Genomic DNA, 25594 nt, shown 5'->3' with positions numbered 1-25594 from the left:
CAGGGAATCAGCGAGCGCGCGGGTACGACCCGAGAACCTTGAGGAATTCGGCCTTTTCGCCGAGTTCGGCGAGCGCGCCGGCCACAGCCGTATCGTCGCGATGGCCTTCCACATCGATGTAAAAGTAGTACTCCCACGTGCCGACGCGCGCCGGGCGCGACTCGAAACGCGTCATCGATACACCATGCCGAGCCAGCGGTTCCAGCAATTTCAACAATGCGCCCGGCTCGTTCGCCACGGACACGATCAGCGACGTCTGGTCGAACCCACTCACGCCTGTGCGCTCCTTGCCGATCATCACGAAGCGCGTGCGATTGTGCGGATCATCCTGGATCATCGAACTGACCACACCCAGGCCGTAATGCGTCGCCGCGCGATCGCCGGCGATTGCCGCGATGGTCGGATCGCCGACAGCCAACCGCGCCGCTTCCGCGTTGCTCGATACCGCCTGGCGCGTCAACGTAGGCGCATTCGCGGTCAGCCAATGCTGGCATTGGGCGAGGGCTTGCGGATGCGCGAACACGCGCGTGACGCCGTCGAGCGTGCCCGACGCGGTCAGCAAATTATGGTGAATCGGCAAAGCCAGTTCGCCGCCAATGACAAGCGACGTCTGCAACAACAAATCCAGCGTCCGCGATACCGCGCCTTCCGCTGAATTCTCGACCGGCACGACGCCAAACTCGGCCGCTCCCGCTTCTACAGAACGAAACACTTCGTCGATGGAAGGACACGGCAAGCCCTCGATGGAATGTCCGAAATATTCGAACATCGCCTGCTCGCTGTACGTGCCGACCGGCCCGAGAAACGCAGCGCGCAGCGTTTGTTCGAGCGCGCGGCTCGCGGCCATGATTTCGCGCCAGATCGAGCTGATGTGATCGCCGCCGAGCGGTCCTTCGCTCATGTCCTGAAGCCGCGCAATCACTTGCAGTTCACGCTCCGGACGGAACACGGGCGCGTTGAAATGCTTCTTTACCTCGCCCACTTCGAGCGCGACCGCGGCGCGCTGATTCAGGAGCGCGATGAGCTGCGCGTCGAGCGCATCGATGCGTTCACGCAGCGGTTTGAGTTGAGAATTAAGGTCGTCGTCCATGCGATGTCTGGTTTAAGTCGGATGAGCCTGGTGAAGCATTGAAGGACAGATCAAGCGCTGGTCTGCTCGAATTCCTTCATATACTCGACAAGCGTCTTCACCGCTTCGAGCGGCACCGCGTTATAGATGGACGCGCGCATGCCGCCGACCGACTTGTGGCCTTTCAGCTGCAGCAGGCCGCGCGCTTTGGCGCCGGCCAGGAATGCTTCGTTACGGGTTTCGTCGGCGAGAAAAAACGGTACGTTCATTCTCGAGCGCGACTGACGCTCAACTTTGTTCAAATAGAAACTGCTTGAATCAATGGTGTCATACAGCAGCGACGATTTCTCGATGCTGCGCGCCTCCATGGCTTCCAGGCCGCCCTGCTTCTTCAGCCACTTGAACACGAGGCCGGCAATGTAGATTGCGTACGTGGGCGGCGTGTTGTACATCGAATTGTTCGCGGCGATGGTCCTCCATTCGAATGCCGAAGGACAGATCGCCAACGCGCGATCGAGCAGATCCTCGCGCACGATCACGACCGTCACACCCGCCATGCCGATGTTCTTCTGCGCGCCGCCAAAGAGCACACCGTATTTGGCAATGTCCATTGGGCGCGAAAGAATGTGCGACGAAGCGTCGGCAACCAGCGGCACAGAACCGAGATCGGGGATCTCGAAGGTCTCCACGCCATCGATGGTTTCGTTCGTGCAGAGATGGACGTACGCGGGATCGTCTGAAAGATGCCATTCGGCGATCTTCGGGACGTGCGTGAAACCTTGATCCGTCTTGCCGTTTGCCGCGATGTGCGGCGTGCCGTATTTCTGCGCTTCCTTAAACGATTTCTGCGACCAGGAACCGGTCACCACGAAGTCCGCCGTCGTGCGCGAACCAAGCAAGTTCAGCGGCACGATGGCGTTTTCGCCAATCCCGCCGCCCTGCAAAAACAAGATCCTGTGCGACGACGGCACCTTGAGCAAGTCGCGAAGATCGGAAAGCGCCGCTTCGTGAATCGACATGAATTCGGCGCCGCGATGACTCATTTCCATCACGCTCATGCCGCTGCCGTTCCAGTCGAGCATTTCGTCGGCGGCTTGACGGAGTACTTCTTCGGGCATTGCAGCAGGACCAGCGGAGAAATTGAACACGCGCATAAGAATAGAGATCCCGAAAAGCCGGACGCGGTCAGGAAAACATCAAAACCGCGCCTGAAAAAGAAATGGCTGTTTGCGTATGCACGCAAACAGCCATTATCGCACCGTCCCGAAAACCCGCCAAACTAGGGCCGCGTCAGCGGCCGCGGGATTCGGCGCCCGGCTTGCGCTTACTTAGCCGGCTTGACCGATGCCACTTCCTTGTCTGCTTGCGTACGCGTCGCCTTGATTGCTTGCGGCATGTACTTTTGCATCAGGCCGTTCACCACGTCACGACCAACCTGGTCCTGAACCTGGATGAACTTGCGTCCTGTCGGGCTCTTGTAGAACGTCGTCAGGTCGTTGATTTCAGCCGTGGTGTAGTACTTCGCGTATGCGTCGTACTGAGCTTGCATTGCATCCTGGCGGAACGAATCCGTTGCGAACACTTGACCAGCCGAATCCACCAGCTTCGGTACCGTGTCCTTCTGGAGCTGAGGAACGGCAGCTTGTTTCTGCTTGTCGTTCAGCGTCTTGTTTTCGCTCAAAGCGTCGGACAGGATGGCCGGAACCAGTTGCTTCGACTGCATTTGTGCGCTGTTACCAATGGCGCCGACGAGCTTTTGCGCGTCGATTGCGTCCAGCAGGCTCTTGATCGCAGCTTGCTTCGCCGGATCCGGAGCCGCTGTAGCCGCAGTCGATGCCGGCGCTGCCGATTGGCTCTGGAGCGATTGAGCCGATGCGAAAGCCGGTACCAAAGCAGCCAGCAAGATCCATTGTTTAAACTGTTTTTGCATCATTACTCCCTTAAAAAATTTTCGTTTCTACCGCTGCGCGAGTTGGCATGTCACTTGGGGACTTGCCAAGATTCGCGCAGCTTATAGATTCAAGCTTTCAGAAACAGAACGAGTGCTCGTCGGCAGGCAGCGATCAGGACGTTGTGTCCTCGCCGCCCTCGGACGTGTCGTCGGGACTGTCGCCAGCGTCGCTGGCCGATGGTGTGTCGAGTGTGTCAGGCGCGTCACCTTCCAGATCCGCGTCGAGTTCGACCGCCACTTCCGCCTCGGCGATGTGCTGCAGGCCGGATAACTTCGTGCCGTCGTCAAGACTAATGAGTGTAACACCTTGGGTTGCACGGCCCATCTCACGGATCTCCGACACGCGCGTACGAATCAGCACACCCGTATTGGTGATCAGCATGATCTCGCTTTCCGGCTCCACGAGCGTTGCGGCGACGACCTTGCCGTTACGTTCCGACGTCTGGATAGCGATCATGCCCTTCGTACCACGGCCGTGACGAGTGTATTCGCCAATCGGCGTGCGCTTGCCGAAACCGTTCTCGGTCGCGGTCAGCACGGACTGGTTCTCACCGCCCGCAACCAGCAGCGCGATAACCTGCTGCCCATCTTCCAGTTGCATGCCGCGCACGCCGCGCGCTTCACGGCCCATGGCGCGAACATCGTTTTCGTCGAAGCGAACTGCCTTGCCCGAATCCGAGAACAACATGACGTCGTGCTCACCGTCCGTGATCGCCGCGCCGATCAGGAAATCGCCCTCGTCCAGCCCGACCGCAATGATGCCCTTGCGCAGCGGCCGGCTGAAAGCTTCCAGCGGTGTCTTCTTGACCGTACCCAAGGACGTAGCCATGAAGACGTACTTGTCAGCCGAGAATTCCTTGATCGGCAGCACGACATTGATCTTCTCGCCGTCCTGCAGCGGGAACATATTGACGATCGGACGGCCACGCGAGTTCCGCGAACCTTGTGGAACTTCGTAGACCTTGATCCAGTACACGCGCCCGCGATTCGAGAAGCACAGCATGTGATCGTGCGTATTCGCAATGAACAGCGTGTCGATCCAGTCGTCTTCCTTCATCTGCGTAGCCTGCTTGCCGCGGCCGCCGCGCTTTTGCGCCCGGTATTCCGACAGCGGCTGCGACTTCACGTACCCGGTATGCGACATGGTCACGACCATTTCCTGCGGCGTGATCAGGTCTTCGGTATTCAATTCCGTGGCGTTCAGTTCGATGCGCGAACGGCGCTCGTCGCCGAACTCGGCGCGAACCGTCGTCAATTCCTCGACGATGATCTGGCGAATCCGCTCCGGCCGCGCGAGGATATCGAGCAAATCGGCGATCTGCGCCATGACGTCCTTGTACTCGCCGACGATCTTGTCCTGCTCGAGACCGGTCAGGCGTTGCAGGCGCATCTGCAGAATTTCCTGCGCCTGAACGTCGGAAAGCTTGTACAAGCCATCGGCCTGCATGCCGTACGCTGGATTCAAACCTTCCGGCCGGTACGCCTGACGCCCGCCCGACGCTTCGGTTTCCGCACGCGACAGCATTTCGCGCACGATTTCCGAATCCCACGCGTTGTTCATCAAGTCCTGCTTCGCGATCGGCGGAGTAGGAGCGGCCTTGATGATGCGGATGAATTCGTCGATATTCGCGAGCGCCACCGCCAGGCCTTCCAGCACGTGGCCGCGATCCCGCGCCTTGCGCAGTTCGTATACAGTGCGCCGCGTCAGCACTTCCCGCCGATGCGACAGGAAACACTCCAGCATCTGCTTCAGGTTGAGCAGGCGCGGCTGGCCGTCGACCAGCGCGACCATGTTCATGCCGAACGTGTCCTGAAGCTGCGTCAGCTTGTACAGGTTGTTCAGCACCACTTCGGGCACTTCGCCGCGCTTGAGTTCGACGACCACGCGCATGCCGCTCTTGTCGGATTCGTCGCGGATGTCCGAGATGCCTTCGATCTTCTTCTCGTTCACCAGCTCGGCGATGCGCTCAAGTAGCGTGCGCTTGTTCACCTGATACGGAATTTCGTCGACGATGATCGCCATGCGCTGACCGCGATCGATCTCTTCGAAGTGCGTGGTCGCACGCATCACGACGCGTCCGCGCCCCGTGCGATAACCGTCGCGCACGCCCGAGACGCCGTAGATCACGCCGGCCGTCGGGAAATCAGGCGCGGGCACGATCTCGATCAGCTCGTCGATGGTCGTATCAGGGTTGTTCAGCAGATGCATGCAGGCATCGACAATTTCACGCAGGTTATGCGGCGGAATGTTCGTCGCCATGCCGACCGCGATGCCGGCCGAGCCATTGATCAGCAGATTAGGAATCCGCGCCGGCAGAACGAGCGGCTCGCTTTCGCTGCCGTCGTAGTTCGGGCCGAAGTCGACCGTTTCCTTGTCGATATCCGCCAGCAGTTCGTGGCCGATCTTCGCCATGCGGATTTCGGTGTATCGCATGGCCGCGGCGTTGTCGCCGTCGACCGAACCGAAATTGCCCTGTCCGTCCACCAGCATGTAGCGCAGCGAGAACGGCTGCGCCATCCGCACGATGGTGTCGTACACCGACTGATCGCCGTGCGGGTGATATTTACCGATCACGTCGCCGACAATACGCGCCGACTTCTTATAGGCGCGATTCCAGTCGTTGTTCAGTTCGTGCATGGAGTACAGCGCACGACGGTGGACAGGCTTCAGGCCGTCGCGGACATCGGGGAGCGCTCGCCCCACGATCACGCTCATCGCGTAATCGAGATATGAGCGGCGCATTTCCTCCTCAAGGGAGATTGGCAGGGTCTCTTTGGCGAATTGATCCATTTATCCGTGTCTTGAACTGTGCGGCGCCGGCGCGGAATAAACGTCCCTTTCGCGACGTTTCCCCTTCAAATCACCGGCGTTTAGCATCGGCATTGCGAACGCAACGCATCACGCGATTCTAACATGCGCGGCATCCGCGCCCGGCAGCGGCGCGTATATACATACAGTGCACACGCAGGCGAACGGCAAGGACAAGCGCAAGGGAACTTTTCCGAGGGATCGGAACGCATTTGTAGCGCAAGCTTACAATTTGCTTCGCGCGACTATGTGAAAACGTCAGACTAACCCGCTATGATCGCGATTCCCGGGTTTTGGCCGTCCCGATCAAGCGCGAAAAACGCCCGAAAAAAATGTATTGATGTTTTGCGAAAAAGTTCCGGGTGGGCACGTATCATGCGCATAAGACGCGCATATCAAACCCTGCTTTTCCCATGCCCCGTCTTGTTGCGCATGCACCACATAAGGTTGCGGGCATTGGGGCCCCGGGGATATTTTTATCGTTGCAAGGGAACGATATGGCAAAATGCCAACGCACAAAGTTAGACACTGCTCGAAGTCTACACACAGCGTTTTGTTCCGCGGTAATGTTATACTTCGAGCAATGTATGACTTGTCTTTGTCAACAAGGCTCGCAGTAAACCTGCGGTAATCTCAATTTCGAGAGGAGAAATATGAATAAACTTTCAAAGCTCGCGTTCATTGCAGCTACCGCAGTTATGGCTGCATCGGCTATGGCGCAATCGGTCCCGGCTTCACGTCAGGCAGTCAATGACAACTGGGTGAACGGCACGGGCGAATATGTGTGGATGAACGGTACGAACGAGCTTTGCTGGCGCGATGCGTTCTGGACCCCGGCTACGGCAAACGCAAAGTGCGATGGCGCGCTGGTTGCGCAAGCACCGACGCCGCCGGCTCCGGTCGCTCCGGTTGCTCCGGTCATCCAAAGCCAGAAGGTTACGTACCAAGCTGACGCTCTGTTCGACTTCGACAAGGCAATCCTGAAGCCGGCTGGTAAGGCTAAGCTTGACGATCTCGCATCGAAGATTGGCGACCTGAACCTGGAAGTCGTGGTTGCTACGGGTTACACCGACCGCATTGGTTCGGACAAGTACAACGATCGTCTGTCCCTGCGTCGTGCACAAGCTGTCAAGGCATACTTGGTCAGCAAGGGCATCGAAGCCAACCGTATCTATACGGAAGGCAAGGGCAAGCGCAACCCGGTTACCACTGGTTGCAACCAGAAGAACCACAAGCAGCTTATCGCTTGCCTCGCACCGGATCGTCGCGTGGAAGTGGAAGTTGTTGGAACCTCGCGTCAGCCGCAATAATTCGCGACTGATTGCCGCAGGATCAAAGCCCCGCTTCGGCGGGGCTTTTTTTATGGGCGCGCGCCGGCCCGAACCAGACATTCCCTCCCCGCCCCGTTTTACCCTGTCCCGTCACCGCCTATATACTTGGTGCCTGACCGTTCACGACTTTTGTTCCAAGGCTATCCGCACATGATCAACGCCGATCCCCACGAGCTTCAGAAATTCAGCGAGCTGGCTCATCGCTGGTGGGACCCGAACGCCGAGTTCAAACCGCTGCATGAGTTGAACCCAGTGCGGCTCGACTGGATCGACGGCCTTGCTCACCTGCCGGGCAAACGCGCGCTGGATATCGGCTGTGGCGGCGGGATCCTGTCAGAGTCCATGGCTGTGCGAGGCGCGAAGGTTAAAGGCGTGGATTTGTCGTCGAGTGCGTTGGGCGTGGCCGACCTGCACAGCCTGGAAAGCGGCGTTGAAGTGGAATACGAGGAAATCGCGGCCGAAGCGCTCGCTGCACGCGAACCGGGTACCTACGATGTCGTCACCTGCATGGAAATGCTCGAACACGTCCCGGACCCCGCAGGAATCGTCCAGGCTTGCGCCACGCTGGTGAAGCCGGGCGGCTGGGTGTTCTTCTCCACGTTGAACCGGAACGCGAAAGCCTACCTGTTTGCGGTGATCGGGGCGGAGTACATCGCCCGGATGCTGCCGCGCGGCACGCATGACTATGCGCGTTTCATCAAGCCGTCAGAACTTGCGCAACATGTGCGTTCGGCGCAATTAGATATCGTCGAGATCAAGGGGATTACTTACCGGCCGCTCGCCAAGCGTTTCGGCCTCTCCGACGACACCAGCATCAACTACCTGATGGCTTGCCGTCGCGCGGCATGACGGGAACGAACATGAACGATCGCCCAAAGGACAATTCGAACTCCACAGACGCGGACCCGACGCCGCCGAGCGTCATTGAACCCGTACGGACTTTCATGAGCGACGATCCAACGCCCTCGCCGCAGCACGAATCGGACAAAGACCGGCTGAAGCTATGCCAGGCGGTGTTGTTCGACCTCGACGGCACGATTGCCGATACCGCGCCCGACCTGGTCGCCGCCGTCAACAAGATGCGCCACGACCGTGGGCTGGAAATGCGGCCGCTGGAGACGTTGCGGCCGCTGGCATCGGCGGGAGCGCGGGGTTTGCTTGGCGGCGCGTTCGAGATCAGTCCCGAGCATCCGGATTACGCCGCCATGCGCGAGGAATTTCTGGCGAACTACGAAGCGGATCTGTGCATTGAAACGACGCTGTTTCCGGGTATCGATGAACTGCTCGATCAGCTCGATGCGCGCGGCGTGCGTTGGGGCATCGTGACGAACAAGGTCACGCGGCTGGCTGAACCGCTCGTGGCGTTGCTGGGCTTGGCCGAACGGGCCGCATGTCTGGTGTGCGGCGACACCACGTCGCATTCGAAGCCTCACCCGGCGCCGTTGCTGCACGCCGCCGAGTTGATGGAAGAAAAACCGGAACAGGTTGTCTATGTGGGCGACGATCTGCGGGATGTCCAGGCGGGTTTCGCGGCCGGCATGGTCACCGTAGCGGCAGCTTACGGATACTGCGGGACGGACTTGCCGCCCGATCGTTGGCACGCTGATCACGTAGTAGAAACGACTATCGAATTGCAGCAATTGCTCAGGGATGTGCAGTAAGTTGCAATGCGTTGCGACGCCCTTCGGATTGCTTTCGCCGGTTCGATTGGCGATTGGATCTGTGAGATAATACGCAATGCTTCGGGGGCGACCTGGTTTCGACAGGGGTTGCGAAGCGGCTAGGGCATACCGAGGACCCGTCACCTCGTAAATCAATGGGAAAAACGTAACTGCAAACGACGAAACGTTCGCACTGGCAGCCTAAGGGCCGCCTGCCTCTCCCTAGTTTACTGACGGACTAGAGTCGCAAGACCGGTAGCAATACCGAGAGAGGTCATATACGTCAGATAAGCCTTGTCGGCGTCGCGACGCCAAGGTCGAAAATTTAGTGAATCGCCGAAGCGAAGCGTGTTCGTCCGCGTCGCCAGGTTAAATTAAATGATAGAACTAAGTATGTAGAACTGGTCGTAGAGCGCTACTGGACGCGGGTTCGATTCCCGCCGCCTCCACCAATATCGCTTCCGGTCTTGTGCCGGATGAACAAAACCCCGCGTGCCGCAAGGCATGCGGGGTTTTGCTTTTGGGCTCCCCACAATCCGCCATTCCCTCCCTCCGTGTTCGCTCGGCAACGGAACGTCGCGCCGCTACACTTCAAGCTGCCAGATTCACGGATTCAACAGACAAAAATGCCATACGGGGGAATCATGCAAGAAAGCCGTTCCATGCGGAGATTGGCTGTTGCGTGCTTATCGATACTGCTGTGGGCCGTCAGCGCCCTGCTCTCACCGGCCATCGCGCAAACATCTACGCCAACCGCCGACTGCCGCGCCGGCTCGCTCATCACCGTCGTCGCCCATCTCGACGACGACCTGCTCTTCGTCAATCCCGGGATCAGCGACAAGCTCGCGGCCGGCTGGTGCGTGACCACCGTTCATCTGATCGGCGGCGCGAACGGCGCAAATTTCGACTACGTGAAACTCCGCGAAAAAGGCACACGCCTCGCCTACGCGCGCATGGCGGGCGTGGCGGACGACTGGATTGAATCGACGGTCGATTTCGCCGGCAAACCCGTGCACCAAATGCTGCTCAGGCAGCAACCGCGCGTGAAGCTGCTCGAAGTCCGGCTGCCCGGCGGCGGCGTGCGCGGCGGGCGCGTGCCGCTCGGCTTGTTGTGGGACAAGGGCGAAAGCATCGACACGTATCCTTTGAATGCCGACGGCTCGAACACAATCAAGTACGACCGCGCCGCGTTGGTCGCGACCGTGCGCGCCATGCTCGCGCCCGCGACTGAAATCTATACGCTCAATCCGGATACGGTCCCGTTTATCGAACATCCGGATCATATTTACGCCGCGCGCATCACGCGGATCGCGGCGCAAGGGCTCGGACGCGACATCCCGATTGGCTATCACGTCACGTATCCGACTGGCGGCCTGCCCAAGAACCTCGCCGCCGCCGATACCCAAAAGAAACGCGACGACGTGGCGTCGTATTTCGCCATCGATGGCGACGACAACGGCGGCCATGTCTTCGGCGAATATCAGTGGGACGGCAACTGGGTTGCGCGCCGCTACTGGACGCGCGCGCACGCGAGCGATCCAGGGCCGGATTTCCAGCCGCGTTCGATGCAGATCGTGAACGAATATTCGAGCCAATGCGTGACATCGGCGGGGGCAGGCGCGGCGCCCACGCTCGCCGCGTGCACGGGTGCTACGACGCAGAACTGGCATTGGCAGGAGGTATCGGCGGCGCCGGGGACAAAAAACACGGCGCAACTCGTCGATGAAACCACGCAACAGTGCGTCGCCGAACGCGATGGCAAGTTGACCGAAGAGGCATGCTCTCCACCCGTTTCCGCCGATGCCGCCCAGAAGTGGACGCCCTGGGATTTCGGCTACGTGTACACGCCGCTTGGCCATTGTCTGGCGGGGCGAAATGGTGCGCTCGTGGCAGGCGGTTGTTCGTCGCTCACGACCGAGTCGCGCTGGGCGCCATCGGCAAAAACGCAATGGACCGATAACCGCGAGGAAGGCGCGCTATTCGGGAACGTGCGCGGGGGCGACGCCGAAGACCATCGATCGAGCGCGGTCTACGTGCAGCGCCGCAAGGACGGACCGGGCTTCAACGTCTGGGTTGCGGATATGTCGCGGCTGGAAACCGCCGAATCTTGGTATCTCAACGCCGTACCGTTCGACGCACACGCCACGGCGCCCACTTGTTCGGCCAACACACTGTGCTTCGACAGCGTGCGTTTTCTGCTCGGCGATTTCGATGGTGACGGACGCGAAGACCTGATGGTGATCTCGCCACGCAACGGCGGCACGGCATTCTGGCTGATGCGCAGCACGGGCACGCGCTTCGAAGCGCCGAAGCTCTGGTATCAGACGAGCGCTGCTTGGACGCCTGCGAACGCGCAGCAATATGTGGCGGGCAATTTCACGGGCAGCGGCCGCGCCGATGTGATGATCGCGCACAAACGCGGCGATGGCGGTCTGAACCTGTGGGTGCTGGCAAGCGCCGGGAAAACGGGCCGCGCGCCTGCATTGTGGATGCAGGCAAAAGACATCGGCACGAGCGCGCGTTTCCTGCCGGTGCACACAGCGGGTTCCCAAAAAGCCGGACTTGTCGCGATCGAAACAGTGAACAACGCGATGACCATCACGCAGCTTTCGAGCTCCGGCAGCCCGTTTGCCGGGACCTTGCGCGGCAATGGCTATCCGCAGTTTTCATCGGCGATGACAAAAGTGGCAGCCGGCGACATGGACGGCGATGGAACCGACGACCTCGTTTTGCTGCAACCCCGTGGCGACGGCCCGGACATCGATGTGTGGACGATCAAACGCGCAGCCACGCTCGGTACGCCCGAGCTCGCCGGAACGCTGAAGGAAGCGTCTTATGCCGATGCACTGCCGCACATCGTGCAGCGTGAGCAACGGCCGACGCTCGTGCTGTTCAAGCGCGCCAACGCGAAGCTTGGACCGTTCTATTACACGGGCGGCGCGCCGATGTTGATCGGCTATGACTTCGACAGCGCGCGCAAGCTAGGCTCGGCGCAAATCTGGAGCGAGATGCCGGGGCTCTTTTCCGAGTCGCTGTGGCTTAGGAACCTGCAATAAAAAAACGCGCCGCCGATACTCTCGGCGGCGCGTTTTTCAATGCGCTGCAAATCACCCCATCCGGACCTGCAAGTTGAGCACGTCCGACGCAATCGCGAGATACCGGTCAGCCGTACTTTGCAACGTGAGCCCGTTCAGCGGACGCGTCGCGCGCGGCTGGGAAAGCGCAGCGAGCAATGCGCGGCCGTAGGCGTCGGCATCGCTGGTGTCGAGCAGCGCGACGCCGGGGAAACTGTCTGCGAACGCAAACGACGGAATCGCGTTTCCGACCACCGGAATACCTGACGCCAATGCCTCGAGAAAGCCGATGCTATGCGCCTCGAAACTGGAAGGCATTGCAAAGGCGCGCGACTCGCGCAGGATTTCGGCCACGTTGGACTGCGGACCGACAATCTTTACGCGATCGTTCAAGCCCAGCTCATCCACGAGTTTCACGATCGACGCGTGATACGCAAGGTTCTCGATCACGCCGCATAGCAGCAGACGCACATCGGGATCGACCGCGGCCACGCGTGCGAACGCCTGGACGGTCTGCAACTGGTTCTTCTCGGGAATGTACCGGCCGATCTGGACGATCTGCCTGATGCCCGTCGATGGCAACGGTTCGCTCGTTTGCGTGAACCGCGAGATATCGACGCCATTCGGCACCACGATCATGGAAGGATGCGAACCGACTTCCTTCACGTAATCATCGATATTTTTCTGCGACACCCCGATCACCGCTTTCGCCCGTCCCGACAATAGACGTTCGGCAAAGAGCAGCGCGTTGTTCGCGAAGTCGTTCGCGCCGGAATGCATGACCCAGACGATAGGTACGCGTGTTGGCAACGCTCGGACGTACAGCGCGGGAATGGTGGCGTGCGCGAAGATGATGTCAGGTTTGAAGCGGCGGATGGCGCGATGCAGGAACAGCAGCCGGCCGACCTTGCCGAGCGAACGCTGCGGGAACAGGCACAGGACATTGTTCGCTCGCAACTCGGCGCTTATATGTTCGAAATCGTCGTGCTCCGGCATCAGCGAAGTAATGCACACATCGTGACCGCCTTGCTGGTGCCCGATCGCCACGCCTTTCGCGAGCACCTCGGCCCCTGATAACCGGGGTGCAAGAACGACTTGAAGAATTCTCATTTGGTTGTCTTCCCCTCGCCTTTCTAAAGCGTATCCTGCTTGCCCATGCCGTCAAATGGACACTACGTGTCCACGTGGCCCTCTCGGCACGCCTCGTTTGCGTGCGGCCACTAAGCTGGCTCGCTTAATTGTTTTTTATGAAAGTTTAGTACGTCTGTCACTGAAGACCGTTCAACGCACGCAACGATAAGATACCCGAGCGCATGCCGTGCACGCCGCCATCAAGTAGCATTAATCGGTCGGTAATGAGTGGTAACAGACGCTGAGGAAAATGAAGCGCTCGGCGAAGGGAAATATGAAAGGAAAACGAAACTAGGAAGCAGGGTTAACGCTGCCGTTTAGGCATGGCCTAGCAAAGGATGAAACCGGAGAAAACATGCGGCGGGTGAATCGCACGCGCTTCGCAATCAGTGATCAAGCGAAGCCGCGTGCGACAAGAAGTGGCGCTTTGACGCCCGATGCTGACTATTCGTCCTTCGGGCACTGCAGGTTGCAACCGTTCGGATCGCCCAGATCGCCGCGCCGGCGCTTCGCCGTCTCTTTATTCTGGTACTTGTCAGAAGGCGCGGAAGCCGCGAATTGCAGTTGCGGATGCTCTTTCAGCCGAAACTGATCTTGCAGGATGCCGCCGGGGATACCGGGTGAATTCTGCGCGAACGCAACGGGCACAAAGGAGACGGCGCCAACAACAAACGCAATCGACGCGGCAACACTTAAAAGCAGTTTCATGGCAGCAGTACAGTCAGTAGCAAGTCGATGAGCCGACTTCGGTTAAACGTTCGGTCAGGCATTGTTTCGGGAAAGCTTCCGCCGGAACTCCGGACCGCGAAACCTGATTCTAAACTCAAGCTCCGCAATCGGCCGGTTGCGCGGCCTTCGCGCTTGTATCGGCGTATTACATTAGCTTACAGCGCGCTGTCGTGGATCACGTCTCCGTGGAACCGCCGAGCGCCGCGTCGAGATCGACCAGCTCGCCGCAATGCAGCGGGTCGTAGCCTTCGAGTTGCGCCACGCTCCCTTTAAATGCATCGCTGCGAAGAACGTCGAGCACGCCGGCAAGGCTGGCATCGTCGAGCTTGTCGCGGTCACATGCAAACAGATAGTCTTCGTCGATGATCGGGATGAAATCGAGCGCGAACTGCTGCGCGGCCGGCTGTACGCCGAAACCGAGATCGGCCATGCCGCTCGCCACAAACGCGGCGATCGCCGAATGCGTCAGTTCGGCGGTCGCGTAGCCGTTGATGGTCGCGGGGTTGACGCCGATCTGGCGCAGCGCCAGATCGAGCAGCATGCGCGTGCCCGAACCGGGCTGCCGGTTGACGAAGCGGATGTCGTCGCGGGCAAGGTCGCGCAGGCCACGTATGCCTTTCGGATTGCCCTTCGGCAAAAACAGTCCCTGCGTGCGGCGCGTCAAATGGATCAGCCCGTGTCGTCCCGCGTCCAGCCATGGCCGGTAGATCTCCGCGCAGCTCGCGCGAAACTCGCCAATCGGCAAGTGGAAGCCCGCAAGTTCGCATTCGCCGCGCGCCAGGGCGCTCACGGCTTCGGCGCTTTCGCGGTATTTGATATCGGCGGGAATCCGTTTTGCGGCCAGCGCACCGACCAGCGCAGCAACCGCATAACCATGCGACGCGTGAATGCGAATCTCGCTGATCGTGCGCGACAATCGCCGGTTCAACTCGCCGGCCACTTCGCTCGCCAGGGCCTGAAGCGGACCATCGAGCCGTTCGTTCGACAAACGCTGCGCCCGCAAAACCGCCTCGCCCAATTCCGACAACACCGACCCGCGTCCGCGCGACTTGGTGATCAGCGCGCCACCCAACCGTGTCTCAATTTCGCGCAACAAGCCCCATGCGTGCCGATAGGACAAACCCTTAGCCGATGCCGCCTGCGCAATACTTCCGGTCTGAGAAACGAGCAGCAAAAGCGGCACTGCCGCGCTGAGACTGGCTTCGCGGCCTGCTGCATCGCGCAAGACAAGTTCGGTCCGGCATTCGACGTCGATCATATGCAGTTGTTGTTCCTATTGCCATCGACTGGATAGCCTCGTATCTTGCATATCAGAGGCTCGGTACAGCGATTATAAGACCGATATATGCATTTATAAAACATATGCCGAGCGATGGAGACTCCCCCATGAGCCAGACTGCCAGTAATACCCCGCAAGAACCCGCCGAAGCGCGGATTGCACGCCATTTGAAACCGGGTGCGTCGCTGATCGCCGTGCTGCACGCGATCCAGGACGAGGCCGGCTACATTCCCGCCGATGTCATCGGCCCGCTTGCCCAGGCGATGTCGCTGTCGCGCGCCGAAGTGCATGGCGTGATCACCTATTACCACCACTTCCGCTCCGAACCGCCGGCGCGCGTGACCGTGCAGCTTTGCCGCGCCGAGGCGTGCAAAAGCATGGGAACGGAGGCGTTGGCCGAGCATATCGAAGGGCATACCGGCTGCAAGTTCGACTCCGGTCATCAACCCGATACCGAACTGGAAACCGTGTATTGCCTCGGGCAATGCGCGTTATCACCGGCCATGACGATCAACGGCGAGTTGTACGCCCGCGTCACCCCGCAAAAGTTCGATCGGCTGTATGAAGAGGCGCGCGTTCACACGAGCGTGGAGGACCTGGTATGACACGCATCTACGTCCCCTGCGACTCATCGGCGTTGGCGCTTGGCGCGAATCGCGTCGCGTTGGCTGTTGCTTCGGAAGCTCTGAAACGCGGCATTGAAGTCGAGATCGTGCGTAACGGTTCGCGCGGCATGTTGTGGCTCGAACCGCTGGTAGAGGTAGAGACGGCGGAAGGCCGGATCGGCTATACGAACGTCGATGAAGACGATGTCCCCGCTCTTTTTGATGCGGACTTCATCAATGGCGGTGCGCATGAAAAAAGCATCGGCGTGGTCGATACCCTGCCGTGGCTCGCCAAGCAGCAACGCCTGACGTTTGCGCGCATCGGCATCACGGACCCGCTTTCCACCGATGACTACGTCGCCCACGGCGGCCTCGAAGGTTTGCGCCGCGCGCTGGAAACCGATGGCGACGCCGCCTGCGAAGCGCTGCTCGAATCGGGCTTGCGCGGACGCGGCGGTGCGGCGTTCCCGGCCGGCATCAAGTGGCGCACGGTTCGCGCTGCTGTAGCGCCGCAAAAGTACGTGGTCTGCAACGCCGACGAAGGCGATTCCGGCACGTTCTCCGACCGGCTCGTGATGGAAAGCGATCCGTACATGTTGATCGAAGGGATGATCATTGCGGGGATCGTGACGAACGCGACGAAGGGTTATATCTACGTACGCAGCGAATATCCGCACGCGATCACCACGCTGAATCGCGCGATCGATAAAGCGCGCGAAGCCGGCTGGCTTGGCGCGAACGTGCTGGGCAGCGGCAAGGTCTTCGAGCTCGAAGTCGCCAAAGGTGCCGGTTCGTATGTGTGCGGTGAGGAAACGGCGCTGCTCGAATCGCTGGAAGGCAAACGCGGCGTGGTGCGCGCGAAGCCGCCGGTTCCTGCGTTGGTCGGCTTGTTCGGTCAGCCGACGGTGATCAACAACGTGATCACCCTGGCGACCGTACCCATCATCTTCGCCAAGGGCGCGGCGTTCTATCGTGACTTCGGCATGGGCCGTTCACGCGGCACGCTGCCGTTCCAGATCGCCGGGAACGTCAAGCAAGGCGGCCTCGTGGAACTGGCGTTCGGCGTAACGTTGCGCGAACTGATCTATGAATACGGCGGCGGCACGTCGACCGGTCGTCCGGCGCGCGCGGTTCAGGTCGGCGGTCCGCTCGGCACATATCTGCCCGAAAGCCAGTGGGACATTCCCATGGATTACGAGGCGTACGCGGCAGTCGGCGCGGTGGTCGGCCACGGCGGCATCGTGATTCACGACGACACCTCCAACCTCGCCGATCTCGCCCAGTACGCAATGCACTTTTGCGCCGTCGAATCCTGCGGCAAGTGCACGCCGTGCCGCATTGGTTCGACGCGCGGCGTGGAAGTCATCGCGAAGATCCGTGCCGGCGATACATCGCCGAAACAGGTCACGCTGCTGCGCGAACTCTGCGACACCATGCTTGCCGGATCGCTTTGCGCGATGGGCGGCATGACGCCCTATCCGGTGATGTCCGCCCTCGATCATTTCCCCGAAGACTTCGGTCTTTCGCGCAAGCCGTCGCAGAAAGCGGCTTAAAAGAAGGAGCACACATATGTCCAGTTCTTCCTGCGGTTCCGGCAATTGCGCCTGCAAGACCAAGATGCGCGATCCCTTCGACGATACCGACTACGGCACGCCGCTGCGTCATGCGGATATCGACGTGACGCTCGATATCGATGGCACGCCGGTCACGGTGCCTGCCGGAACGTCGGTGATGCGCGCGGCTATCGAAGCCGGCGTGAACGTGCCGAAACTCTGCGCGACCGATTCGCTCGAACCGTTTGGCTCGTGCCGTTTGTGCCTGGTGGAGATTGAAGGCAAGCGGGGTTACCCGGCATCGTGCACGACGCCTGTCGAAGCGGGCATGAAAGTGCGCACGCAAACGGACAAGCTGCAATCGCTGCGCAAGAACGTGATGGAGTTGTACATCTCCGATCACCCGCTCGATTGCCTGACCTGCCCCGCCAATGGCGACTGCGAACTGCAGGACATGGCGGGCGTGGTCGGCTTGCGCGAAGTCCGCTACGGCTACGAAGGCGCGAACCACCTGAAGGACAAGAAGGACGAATCGAATCCGTATTTCACGTACGACGCGTCGAAGTGCATCGTATGTAATCGATGCGTGCGCGCGTGCGAAGAAACGCAAGGCACGTTCGCACTGACCATCGCGGGACGCGGTTTTGAATCGCGCGTGGCGGCCAGCGAAAACCAGCCGTTCATGGAATCGGAATGCGTGTCGTGCGGCGCGTGCGTGGCGGCTTGCCCGACGGCGACGCTGCAGGAAAAGACCGTGATCATGCTGGGCCAGCCCGAGCATTCGGTCGTGACGACGTGCGCGTATTGCGGCGTCGGCTGCTCGCTGAAAGCGGAGATGAAAGGCAGCCAGGTCGTGCGCATGGTGCCGAACAAGAACGGCGATGCCAACGACGGCCACGCCTGCGTCAAAGGCCGCTTTGCATGGGGTTACGCGACGCACAAGGACCGCATCACCAAGCCGATGATCCGCGCGAAGATCACCGATCCGTGGCGCGAGGTGAGCTGGGAAGAAGCGCTTTCGTATGCGGCCAGCGAATTCCGTCGTATTCAGGACAAGTACGGCGTGGATTCGATTGGCGGGATTACATCGTCACGATGCACGAACGAGGAAACCTACCTCGTGCAGAAACTCGTGCGCGCGGCGTTCGGCAATAACAACGTCGATACATGCGCCCGCGTTTGCCATTCGCCGACGGGTTATGGCCTGAAGACGACGCTGGGTGAATCGGCGGGAACGCAGACCTTTGCATCGGTTGAGAAAGCCGACGTGATCATGGTGATCGGCGCAAATCCGACCGATGGCCATCCGGTGTTCGCATCGCGTCTCAAGCGTCGTGTTCGTGAAGGCGCGCAATTGCTCGTGGTGGATCCGCGCCGGATCGATATCGTCAACACGCCGCACGTGAAGGCTTCGCATCATCTGGCTTTGCGTCCGGGCACGAACGTGGCAATCGTCAACTCGCTCGCACATGTGATCGTCACCGAAGGGCTGGTGGACGAGGAGTTTGTCGCGGAGCGCTGCGAGCCGCGCGCGTTCCAGCAATGGCGCGACTTTGTATCGCTGGAAGAAAATTCGCCTGAAGCCATGGAAGCGGTCACCGGCGTCCCGGCGCAAGCCGTGCGCGAAGCAGCGCGCATCTATGCGAACGCACGTAACGGCGCGATCTATTACGGCCTCGGCGTGACGGAACACGCGCAAGGCTCGACGACCGTCATGGGCATCGCGAACCTGGCGATGGCAACGGGCAACATCGGCCGTGAAGGTGTCGGCGTGAATCCGCTGCGTGGCCAGAACAACGTGCAGGGTTCGTGCGACATGGGTTCGTTCCCGCACGAGTTGCCGGGTTATCGCCATATCAGCGACGCGGCTGTGCGCGCATTGTTCGAAGAAGCGTGGAGCGTGAAGCTGCAATCGGAACCGGGCCTGCGCATTCCGAACATGTTCGATGCCGCCGTTCACGGCAGCTTCCTCGGCCTGTATTGCCAGGGCGAGGACATCGTTCAGTCGGATCCGAATACGCAGCACGTGTCGAAGGCGTTGTCGTCGATGGAATGTATCGTCGTGCAGGATATTTTCCTGAACGAAACCGCCAAGTATGCGCACGTGTTCCTGCCGGGTTCATCGTTCCTCGAAAAGGACGGCACGTTCACGAACGCAGAACGCCGCATCTCGCGCGTACGCAAGGTCATGCCGCCGCTGCCGGGTCTCGCCGACTGGGAAGTGACGATCAAGCTGGCGCGCGCGCTCGGTTATGAAATGGGCTACACGCATCCGTCGCAGATCATGGACGAGATCGCCAGTCTCACGCCGACGTTCACGGGTGTGTCGTACAAGCGTCTCGATGAACTCGGCAGCATCCAGTGGCCTTGCAATGCGCAAGCGCCGGAAGGCACGCCGACCATGCATATCGATGAATTCGTGCGCGGCAAGGGTCACTTCGTCATCACGAAGTTCATCGCCACGCCGGAGAAGGTCACGCGCAAATACCCGTTGTTGCTGACGACGGGACGGATTCTGTCGCAGTACAACGTTGGCGCGCAGACTCGGCGCACGGAGAATTCGCGCTGGCACGACGAAGACCGGCTGGAGATTCATCCACACGACGCCGAGGAACGCGGGATCAAGGCGGACGATTGGGTCGGTATCGAATCGCGCGCGGGGCAGACCGTATTGCGCGCGAAGATCACCGAGCGCATGCAGCCGGGCGTGGTGTACACGACCTTCCACTTCCCGGAATCCGGCGCGAACGTGATCACCACCGATTCCTCCGATTGGGCCACGAACTGTCCCGAGTACAAGGTGACGGCCGTGCAGGTGATGCCGGTGGAACAGCCGTCGCAATGGCAGAAGGAATATTCGGCGTTCAATGTTCAGCAGCTGGAGTTCCTGAACTTGCGTGAATTGCCGGTTACATCGGGGAAATAATCATGGATGTGAACAGCCTGGTGGACATGGCAAATCAGATTGGCGAATTCTTCGATTCGATGCCGGATCACGAGGAAGCGCTCGATGGCATCGCCAATCATATTCACAAGTACTGGGCGCCGCGGATGCGAACGCCGATTCTCGAAGCGCTGGATGATCCCGAGATGAGCGCGAAGCTTCATCCGATCGTGGTGAAGGCGTTGACCAAGCATCGAGAGGTGCTGACGCCGGCGGTTGCGGCTTAGGGGGTTGGGACGTTGCTGCAGGAAGGACCGCTGAGTGCGGTCCTTTTTTTCGCCATCCTCACGACAACCTCACTCCTCCCGCCCCGCCCCGAACCACGTCTCGCAGTGCCTCAACAAGCCCTGCGTATCCGAAGGCGCGCGTCCGCGCGCGGCAATATATCCATCCGGGCGCACCAGATAAAAACACGGCCGCGTCCTTCCATACGCTTGCGTCAACGAACGCGCGCCGTCATCGCCTTTATCGGTGATGCGCCATACGCGCACCGTATTCGGCAACGCCTCTTCCACGGATTTCGCGAGATCGTCGAGATCCTTGTCGCGCAGCGCGTGCGCGACCGTCAAAGTCGCGGGCGCAATAGCAATGTCATCTTCCTCCGACGGCTTCACCATCAGGAACAGCGAGAAATACGCGGGATCGTGGAGATCGAAAAGACAACCGACACCGGGTGCGCGCCCGAGCGGACCATCGACGACATGCACCCACGCATCGGGCGCACGGTCACCGGCACGCGGGCCGCCATCGAGCCCATGCTCGAGCGTCAACGGACTTTTCCGATACTGCACCGACAACTCGCTGACCGTGCGCCGTGCGGCATCGCGCAAAGGCCCGATCGCCGATAACGCCGGCATCACGTGGTCGCGAATCAGCTTCATCGGACCATGCTCGGCGGCCGCCATCTGCGTCATGAAACTCGACGTCCGCAGCACTTCACGTTCTATGGGATGACGCTCGGCGTGGTACGTATCGAGTAGTCGATCCGGCGCCACGCCCGCCAGCATCCGCGCGATCTTCCACCCAAGGTTAAGCGCTTCCTGGACGCCCGTATTCATGCCTTGCGCGCCGGCCGGACTGTGGACATGCGCGGCGTCGCCGGCGAGGAATACGCGCCCGGAACGCATCCGGTCCGCCATGCGATTGTTCAAACGGAAATACGATGACCACCCGAGACTCGACACCGTCACCCGATGATGAATGCGCCGCGCGACGATCTCGCGGCATTCATCGAGCGTAGGGGTCGCGCTTTTTTGCAGGCTCTCAGGCGCGTCCGGAGATTGCGCTGCGACACGCTGATCGGCGATCAAACGCGTGCGGCCGCCGCCCATCGGGAACAACGTGGCGATGCCCTCGCCCGACGCGAAAATATGGAATTCGTCGTCGGGCCATTCGGTATCGGCTTGGAGATCGGCGAGCAGGAAAATCTGCTCGAAGGTCTTTCCGGTGAACTCGATATTCAAACCATGCCGCACCGTGCTGTGCGCGCCGTCCGCTCCAATCAGATACGACGGCCGCAGATGTTCTTCGGCACCGTTGGCATGCCGCAGCGTCGCTTCCAGACCCGCCGATCCCTGATTGAAATGCGTCAGCTCGACGCCGCGCTCCACACGCACATCGAACGTTTCAAGATGTTCCGTCATCAAGCGTTCAGTGACGGATTGATCGAGGAAAAGGAGATACGGATAACGCGTTTGCAAGGGATCGAAATCGAGCTGCGTAAGACGCTGCCCGTTCGAATAAAGGTTGCCAATCCGTGCCCGGTGCCCCAGTTCAAGAAACGGCTCAACCAGCCTGTGCTGCTCGAATAATTCGAGCGTACGCGCCTGGATGCCGATGGCGCGCGACCACGGCAAAGGTTCAGGAGCTTTATCGATAAGACGCACGGAAATGCCGGCGCGGGAAAGGCTCATGGCGGCGGCGAGGCCCGTCGGACCGGCGCCCGCGATGAGCACCGGCGATACGTCGAGCGTTTTGTGTCGGTTCGGCTGCGGCGCGGGCATGCGCTTCTCCATCAAACGTCACTGGCTCCAAGTGTACGCCGGTCGAATCGCGCCAACGACGCTCAGTGCGCGTGCGCCCCCGTGTGGGACTTTTCATCCAGCGCGCAATGATGTTCCGTCGTGCCCATTTCCACTTGCAGCGTTGCATGGTGCATGGCGTAGTCGCGGCGCAGCGTCCCTACGATTCCGTCGACGAAAACATCGCCCGGATGGCCGGCCGGCATCACGATATGCGCGGTCATTGCGTTTTCCGTTGTGGAAAGCGCCCAGACGTGGAGATCGTGGACATCGGTGACGCCCGGCAAATCCGCCAGATACTTTTCGATCCGCGGCTTGTCCACGCCCGGCGGCACGGCGGCCATGGCGAGGCGCATGGCGTCGCGGCCGAGTCCCCACGTTCCGGCCACGATCACCGCGACCACGAGAATGCTCATCACCGGATCGATCCAGCTCGCGCCGGTATAGAGGATCACGAGGCCGCTGACGGCGACCGCAGCCGAGATGCCGGCGTCGCCCGCCATGTGCAGGAACGCGCCGCGGATGTTCAGGTCTTCCTTGCTGCCGCGCATGAAAAGCCAGGCGGAAAAACCATTGACCACCAGCCCGATCGTCGCAACGATAAACACGTCGAGTCCCGCGACCGGCGCGGGGTTGAGCAGGCGCTGGACGGCTTCGAGCACGATCGCGCCGCACGCGAACAGCAGCAGCGCGGCGTTGGCGAGCGAAGCCAGGATCGATGAACTGCCGAGGCCGAATGTGTATCGTTCCGACGGCTTGCGGGTGCCGAGCCAGACCGCGCCCCAGGCGAGCAAAAGGCCGAGGACATCGGAGAGATTGTGGCCGGCGTCGGCAAGCAGCGCGGTCGAATGCGCGATAAACCCATACACCGCCTGCACGATCACGATCACCACATTCAGCCCAACCGCGATGGCGAAGGTGCGGCCCTGCCCGGCTTGCGGCGCGTGGTGGTGATGATGGCCTTTGTGATCGTGACCATCGTGGTCGTGGCCTTCATGCGTGTGCTCGTGATGCTCGTGCTGATGCGTCGATTGAGGTGCCATTTATTCATTGTCCGGTCTGAAGTCGGCATGCGGCTCGGCGATATGCTCGAGCAGTTCGGCCAGCATGCCGCTGATGTGTTTGTCGGCGGCGAGATAGAAAACCTGCTTACCCTCGCGCTCGGCACGCACGATTCGCGCCGCCCGCAACAAACGCAAATGGTGGCTGACGAGCGACGCCGACAAACCCAGCGACTCGGCAATTGCGCCCACCGACGATCGCCGTTCCACGCACGTCAACACAATGCGCAGGCGCGTTGGATCCCCAAGCAGGCGGAACAGATCGGCGAGCGGAACGACACGCTCGTCGGTTGAAACATCGTTTGGAAGCAACGAGGAAGACAAGATCGATCCAATCAACACTTGAACAGGTGTTCATATGTTATTGAGACAGCACCCATGACGTCAATGCAAAAATCGGGATCGGCGTTGAACGTGTGGGAAAATGGCGCGTTCGCATTCGATTTCCCTCAATGGATACAGTTTTTGCGCGCGGCTTCGCGGCACATCGCGACGGTCGCCTCACCGAAGCGGAACGCGACTATCAGGCCGCGCTCGCCGCAGAGCCTTCTCACGTCGACGCACTTCATCTGCTCGGCGTGCTGCGCCACCAACAAGGCCAGCACGCGGAAGCGGCCGATCTGGTGCGCCGTGCGGTGGATCTGCGTCCGGCCGATCCGGCCCTGCAACTGAACCTTGGCAATGCGCTGAAGGCGCTTGGCCGGATCGATGACGCCATCGAACGGTTTCGCAACGCGCTGCATCTGGAGCCCGGTTTTTCGCTCGCGCAATACAACCTGGGCAACGCATACGCGGCGGCGGGCCGCCACGAAGACGCCGCAGATGCCTTCGAAAAAGCCCTGCGCCTGCAACCCGGCGACGCCCCCACCTGGAACAATTTCGGCAACGCGCTGCTCGGCATGCGTCGTTTCGAGGAAGGCGCGAAGGCGTTTCGCCGCGCGTTGCAGATCCGGCCGGGCCACGCGGGCGCGCACAACAACCTCGGCATGGCGCTCAATGCACTTGGCGATACCCATGGCGCCATCGAACAATTCCGGGAAGCAATCGCCGCCGAGCCGAACTACGTGGCGGCGCATTTCAACCTGGGCAATCTCCTCGATGCCGCCGGCCGCCCGTACGAAGCCGTCCCTGTGCTGCGGAAAGTGCTCCTGATGCAGCCGCAGTTCGCGCCCGCGCACTTCGGGCTCGGGCACGCGCTTGCGGGCATCGGCGAGCATGAAGCCGCCTTGCCGCAATTCGAGCGCGCCGTCGGGCTCGATCCGAAGTACGGCGTGGCGTGGCTCGGACTCGGCAATGCGCATCTCGCGCTCGGCGCGCATAAACCGGCGCTGCGCGCCTTCGATCAGGCGTTGCGCCTCGATCCCGGCCTCGTCGCGGCGAACCTCAACCGGGCGCTGACGCTGCTTTCGCTCGGTGATTACGCCCGCGGCTTGAGCGCTTACGAATGGCGGCTGCGCGCGCCGACCAGCGTCCCGGCGCCGGCCCTCCCCGTCTGGAAAGGCGCGCCCATGCCTCGCCAGACACTTTGGATACGCTCGGAACAAGGTTTCGGCGATACCTTGCAGTTCGTGCGGTTCGTGCCGTTCGCCGCGAAGCTCGTCGGCCAGATCGTGCTGGAAGTGCAGCCGGCGCTGGTCGCGCTGCTCGAACCGGCGGCGCACGCGGCCGGCGTCATGCTGAAAAGCACGGCGACACCCCCACCTTCCGACGCCCACGCCTTCATTCCCCTGCTCAGCTTGCCGCTGGCGCTCGGGGTATCGAATACGGAGATGGTGCCAGCGCGCACGCCGTATCTCGTGGTGCCGGCGGCATATCGGAAGAAGTGGCGCGGGTCGCTCGGCGGCCAATCGAAGCGCAAGCTCGGCATCACGTGGTCGGGGCGCATTCAGCCCGGCGAAACGCGTTCCGCGCCGCTCGCGGTGCTGGAACCTTTGTTCAGGCTGGAAGGCATCGACTGGATCGTGCTGCAGCCCACGCTCACCGCGGAAGAGCGCGTCCTGCTCGACAACCATCCGCGCGCGCGTTTCATCCAGCGGCTCGAAGACAAGCTGGAAAATTTCGCCGATACCGCCGCGATCATCGACCGTCTGGACGGCGTGGTTTCCATCGATACCGCCGTAGCGCATCTGACCGGCGCGCTCGGAAAACCGCTGTGGCTGATGCTGCCGTTCGCCGCCGACTGGCGCTGGGGTATCGATACCCCTTCGAGCGCGTGGTATCCCAAAGCGCATTTGTTCCGGCAGGCAAAACCCGGCGCTTGGGATGAGGTTATCGAACGGGTGGTCAAGGATGTTGCTGCATCATCCTGACGCCAGCTTCAGATGCAAAAAACCCCTCGCCACGGCGAGGGGTTTTTCGTTTTGACGACACAAACAA

Annotated in this window: 19 protein-coding genes and 1 other RNA gene; 10 read left to right on the top strand and 10 right to left on the bottom strand. The window is 60.8% G+C overall.

The features are described 5' to 3' along the window. Positions 1-7: 7 nt before the first annotated feature. The 4 genes from pheA to gyrA form a co-directional block, all read right to left on the bottom strand. On the bottom strand, positions 8-1090 hold the full coding sequence (gene pheA / locus HB633_RS14390; RefSeq protein WP_213778754.1) for a prephenate dehydratase: 1083 nt from the start codon (positions 1088-1090) through the stop codon (positions 8-10). Between the two features lie 50 nt (positions 1091-1140). Further along, a complete protein-coding gene (gene serC, locus HB633_RS14385) occupies positions 1141-2223 on the bottom strand; it encodes a 3-phosphoserine/phosphohydroxythreonine transaminase (RefSeq protein WP_213778753.1) in 1083 nt (360 codons plus the stop codon). Between the two features lie 170 nt (positions 2224-2393). Beyond that, positions 2394-2999 carry a DUF2059 domain-containing protein gene (locus HB633_RS14380; RefSeq protein ID WP_213778752.1) on the bottom strand — a complete coding sequence of 202 codons (606 nt, stop codon included), beginning with the start codon at positions 2997-2999 and terminating at the stop codon, positions 2394-2396. A gap of 133 nt (positions 3000-3132) precedes the next feature. Continuing rightward, the gene (gyrA, locus tag HB633_RS14375; protein ID WP_213778751.1) at positions 3133-5811 is read right to left on the bottom strand and encodes a DNA gyrase subunit A; all 2679 of its coding nucleotides are present in this window, start codon (positions 5809-5811) and stop codon (positions 3133-3135) included. Positions 5812-6482: 671 nt separating this feature from the next. Here gyrA and ompA point away from each other — a divergent pair. From ompA to HB633_RS14350, 5 genes are all read left to right on the top strand, one after another. Further along, complete coding sequence (gene ompA, locus HB633_RS14370) at positions 6483-7139, top strand: outer membrane protein OmpA (protein WP_056355836.1); 657 nt, start codon at positions 6483-6485, stop codon at positions 7137-7139. A 171-nt stretch (positions 7140-7310) separates the two neighbouring features. Next, complete coding sequence (gene ubiG, locus HB633_RS14365; protein WP_213778750.1) at positions 7311-8009, top strand: bifunctional 2-polyprenyl-6-hydroxyphenol methylase/3-demethylubiquinol 3-O-methyltransferase UbiG; 699 nt, start codon at positions 7311-7313, stop codon at positions 8007-8009. A gap of 95 nt (positions 8010-8104) precedes the next feature. After that, positions 8105-8821, top strand: coding sequence for a phosphoglycolate phosphatase (gene gph, locus HB633_RS14360; RefSeq protein ID WP_213779074.1), 717 nt, complete (start codon positions 8105-8107; stop codon positions 8819-8821). 83 nt (positions 8822-8904) lie between these two features. Continuing rightward, positions 8905-9273: a transfer-messenger RNA gene (gene ssrA, locus HB633_RS14355) on the top strand. A gap of 192 nt (positions 9274-9465) precedes the next feature. Further along, entirely contained in the window at positions 9466-11877 is a 2412-nt protein-coding gene (locus tag HB633_RS14350; protein ID WP_255580934.1) for a VCBS repeat-containing protein, read from the top strand. 51 nt (positions 11878-11928) lie between these two features. Here HB633_RS14350 and HB633_RS14345 read toward each other — a convergent pair whose 3' ends face one another. From HB633_RS14345 to HB633_RS14335, 3 genes are all read right to left on the bottom strand, one after another. Then, on the bottom strand, positions 11929-13005 hold the full coding sequence (locus tag HB633_RS14345) for a glycosyltransferase family 4 protein (protein WP_213778749.1): 1077 nt from the start codon (positions 13003-13005) through the stop codon (positions 11929-11931). 465 nt (positions 13006-13470) lie between these two features. Next, positions 13471-13734, bottom strand: coding sequence for a hypothetical protein (locus HB633_RS14340; protein ID WP_213778748.1), 264 nt, complete (start codon positions 13732-13734; stop codon positions 13471-13473). A 196-nt stretch (positions 13735-13930) separates the two neighbouring features. Next, a complete protein-coding gene (locus HB633_RS14335) occupies positions 13931-15013 on the bottom strand; it encodes a substrate-binding domain-containing protein (RefSeq protein ID WP_213778747.1) in 1083 nt (360 codons plus the stop codon). A gap of 128 nt (positions 15014-15141) precedes the next feature. Between HB633_RS14335 and HB633_RS14330 the strand changes: the two genes are divergently transcribed. The 4 genes from HB633_RS14330 to HB633_RS14315 are packed head-to-tail and all read left to right on the top strand — an operon-like array spanning position 15142 to position 20363. After that, complete coding sequence (locus HB633_RS14330; protein WP_213778746.1) at positions 15142-15639, top strand: NAD(P)H-dependent oxidoreductase subunit E; 498 nt, start codon at positions 15142-15144, stop codon at positions 15637-15639. Continuing rightward, the gene (locus HB633_RS14325; protein ID WP_213778745.1) at positions 15636-17192 is read left to right on the top strand and encodes a formate dehydrogenase beta subunit; all 1557 of its coding nucleotides are present in this window, start codon (positions 15636-15638) and stop codon (positions 17190-17192) included. Before HB633_RS14330 ends, HB633_RS14325 begins: the two co-directional genes overlap by 4 nt. 16 nt (positions 17193-17208) lie before the next feature. Continuing rightward, positions 17209-20118: a formate dehydrogenase subunit alpha gene (fdhF, locus tag HB633_RS14320; RefSeq protein WP_213778744.1), complete on the top strand. Its 2910-nt coding sequence runs from the start codon at positions 17209-17211 to the stop codon at positions 20116-20118. A 2-nt stretch (positions 20119-20120) separates the two neighbouring features. Next, positions 20121-20363: a formate dehydrogenase subunit delta gene (locus HB633_RS14315; protein ID WP_213778743.1), complete on the top strand. Its 243-nt coding sequence runs from the start codon at positions 20121-20123 to the stop codon at positions 20361-20363. A 69-nt stretch (positions 20364-20432) separates the two neighbouring features. Here HB633_RS14315 and HB633_RS14310 read toward each other — a convergent pair whose 3' ends face one another. From HB633_RS14310 to HB633_RS14300, 3 genes are all read right to left on the bottom strand, one after another. Then, on the bottom strand, positions 20433-22139 hold the full coding sequence (locus tag HB633_RS14310) for an FAD-dependent monooxygenase (RefSeq protein ID WP_213778742.1): 1707 nt from the start codon (positions 22137-22139) through the stop codon (positions 20433-20435). Between the two features lie 62 nt (positions 22140-22201). Continuing rightward, the gene (locus HB633_RS14305; RefSeq protein ID WP_213778741.1) at positions 22202-23200 is read right to left on the bottom strand and encodes a cation diffusion facilitator family transporter; all 999 of its coding nucleotides are present in this window, start codon (positions 23198-23200) and stop codon (positions 22202-22204) included. Further along, positions 23201-23542, bottom strand: coding sequence for a metalloregulator ArsR/SmtB family transcription factor (locus tag HB633_RS14300; protein WP_213778740.1), 342 nt, complete (start codon positions 23540-23542; stop codon positions 23201-23203). A 128-nt stretch (positions 23543-23670) separates the two neighbouring features. Between HB633_RS14300 and HB633_RS14295 the strand changes: the two genes are divergently transcribed. Next, positions 23671-25527: a tetratricopeptide repeat protein gene (locus tag HB633_RS14295; RefSeq protein WP_213778739.1), complete on the top strand. Its 1857-nt coding sequence runs from the start codon at positions 23671-23673 to the stop codon at positions 25525-25527. Positions 25528-25594 lie beyond the last annotated feature (67 nt).

This window comes from Caballeronia sp. dw_276, assembly GCF_018449635.1.
GTDB lineage: Bacteria > Pseudomonadota > Gammaproteobacteria > Burkholderiales > Burkholderiaceae > Caballeronia.
The sequence above is the reverse complement of the archived record's forward strand: the minus strand, read 5'-3'. Positions and strand labels throughout refer to the sequence as shown.

Coding starts and splice junctions, on each gene's coding strand:
- HB633_RS14325 (WP_213778745.1), top strand. CDS start 15,636: ATGACACGCATCTACGTCCCCTGCGACTCATCGGCGTTGGCGCTTGGC.
- HB633_RS14380 (WP_213778752.1), bottom strand. CDS start 2,999: ATGCAAAAACAGTTTAAACAATGGATCTTGCTGGCTGCTTTGGTACCG.
- HB633_RS14335 (WP_213778747.1), bottom strand. CDS start 15,013: ATGATCGACGTCGAATGCCGGACCGAACTTGTCTTGCGCGATGCAGCA.
- fdhF (WP_213778744.1), top strand. CDS start 17,209: ATGTCCAGTTCTTCCTGCGGTTCCGGCAATTGCGCCTGCAAGACCAAG.
- HB633_RS14315 (WP_213778743.1), top strand. CDS start 20,121: ATGGATGTGAACAGCCTGGTGGACATGGCAAATCAGATTGGCGAATTC.
- pheA (WP_213778754.1), bottom strand. CDS start 1,090: ATGGACGACGACCTTAATTCTCAACTCAAACCGCTGCGTGAACGCATC.
- ompA (WP_056355836.1), top strand. CDS start 6,483: ATGAATAAACTTTCAAAGCTCGCGTTCATTGCAGCTACCGCAGTTATG.
- HB633_RS14295 (WP_213778739.1), top strand. CDS start 23,671: ATGGATACAGTTTTTGCGCGCGGCTTCGCGGCACATCGCGACGGTCGC.
- gyrA (WP_213778751.1), bottom strand. CDS start 5,811: ATGGATCAATTCGCCAAAGAGACCCTGCCAATCTCCCTTGAGGAGGAA.
- ubiG (WP_213778750.1), top strand. CDS start 7,311: ATGATCAACGCCGATCCCCACGAGCTTCAGAAATTCAGCGAGCTGGCT.
- HB633_RS14310 (WP_213778742.1), bottom strand. CDS start 22,139: ATGCCCGCGCCGCAGCCGAACCGACACAAAACGCTCGACGTATCGCCG.
- HB633_RS14340 (WP_213778748.1), bottom strand. CDS start 13,734: ATGAAACTGCTTTTAAGTGTTGCCGCGTCGATTGCGTTTGTTGTTGGC.
- HB633_RS14350 (WP_255580934.1), top strand. CDS start 9,466: ATGCAAGAAAGCCGTTCCATGCGGAGATTGGCTGTTGCGTGCTTATCG.
- HB633_RS14330 (WP_213778746.1), top strand. CDS start 15,142: ATGAGCCAGACTGCCAGTAATACCCCGCAAGAACCCGCCGAAGCGCGG.
- serC (WP_213778753.1), bottom strand. CDS start 2,223: ATGCGCGTGTTCAATTTCTCCGCTGGTCCTGCTGCAATGCCCGAAGAA.
- HB633_RS14345 (WP_213778749.1), bottom strand. CDS start 13,005: ATGAGAATTCTTCAAGTCGTTCTTGCACCCCGGTTATCAGGGGCCGAG.
- gph (WP_213779074.1), top strand. CDS start 8,105: ATGAGCGACGATCCAACGCCCTCGCCGCAGCACGAATCGGACAAAGAC.
- HB633_RS14305 (WP_213778741.1), bottom strand. CDS start 23,200: ATGGCACCTCAATCGACGCATCAGCACGAGCATCACGAGCACACGCAT.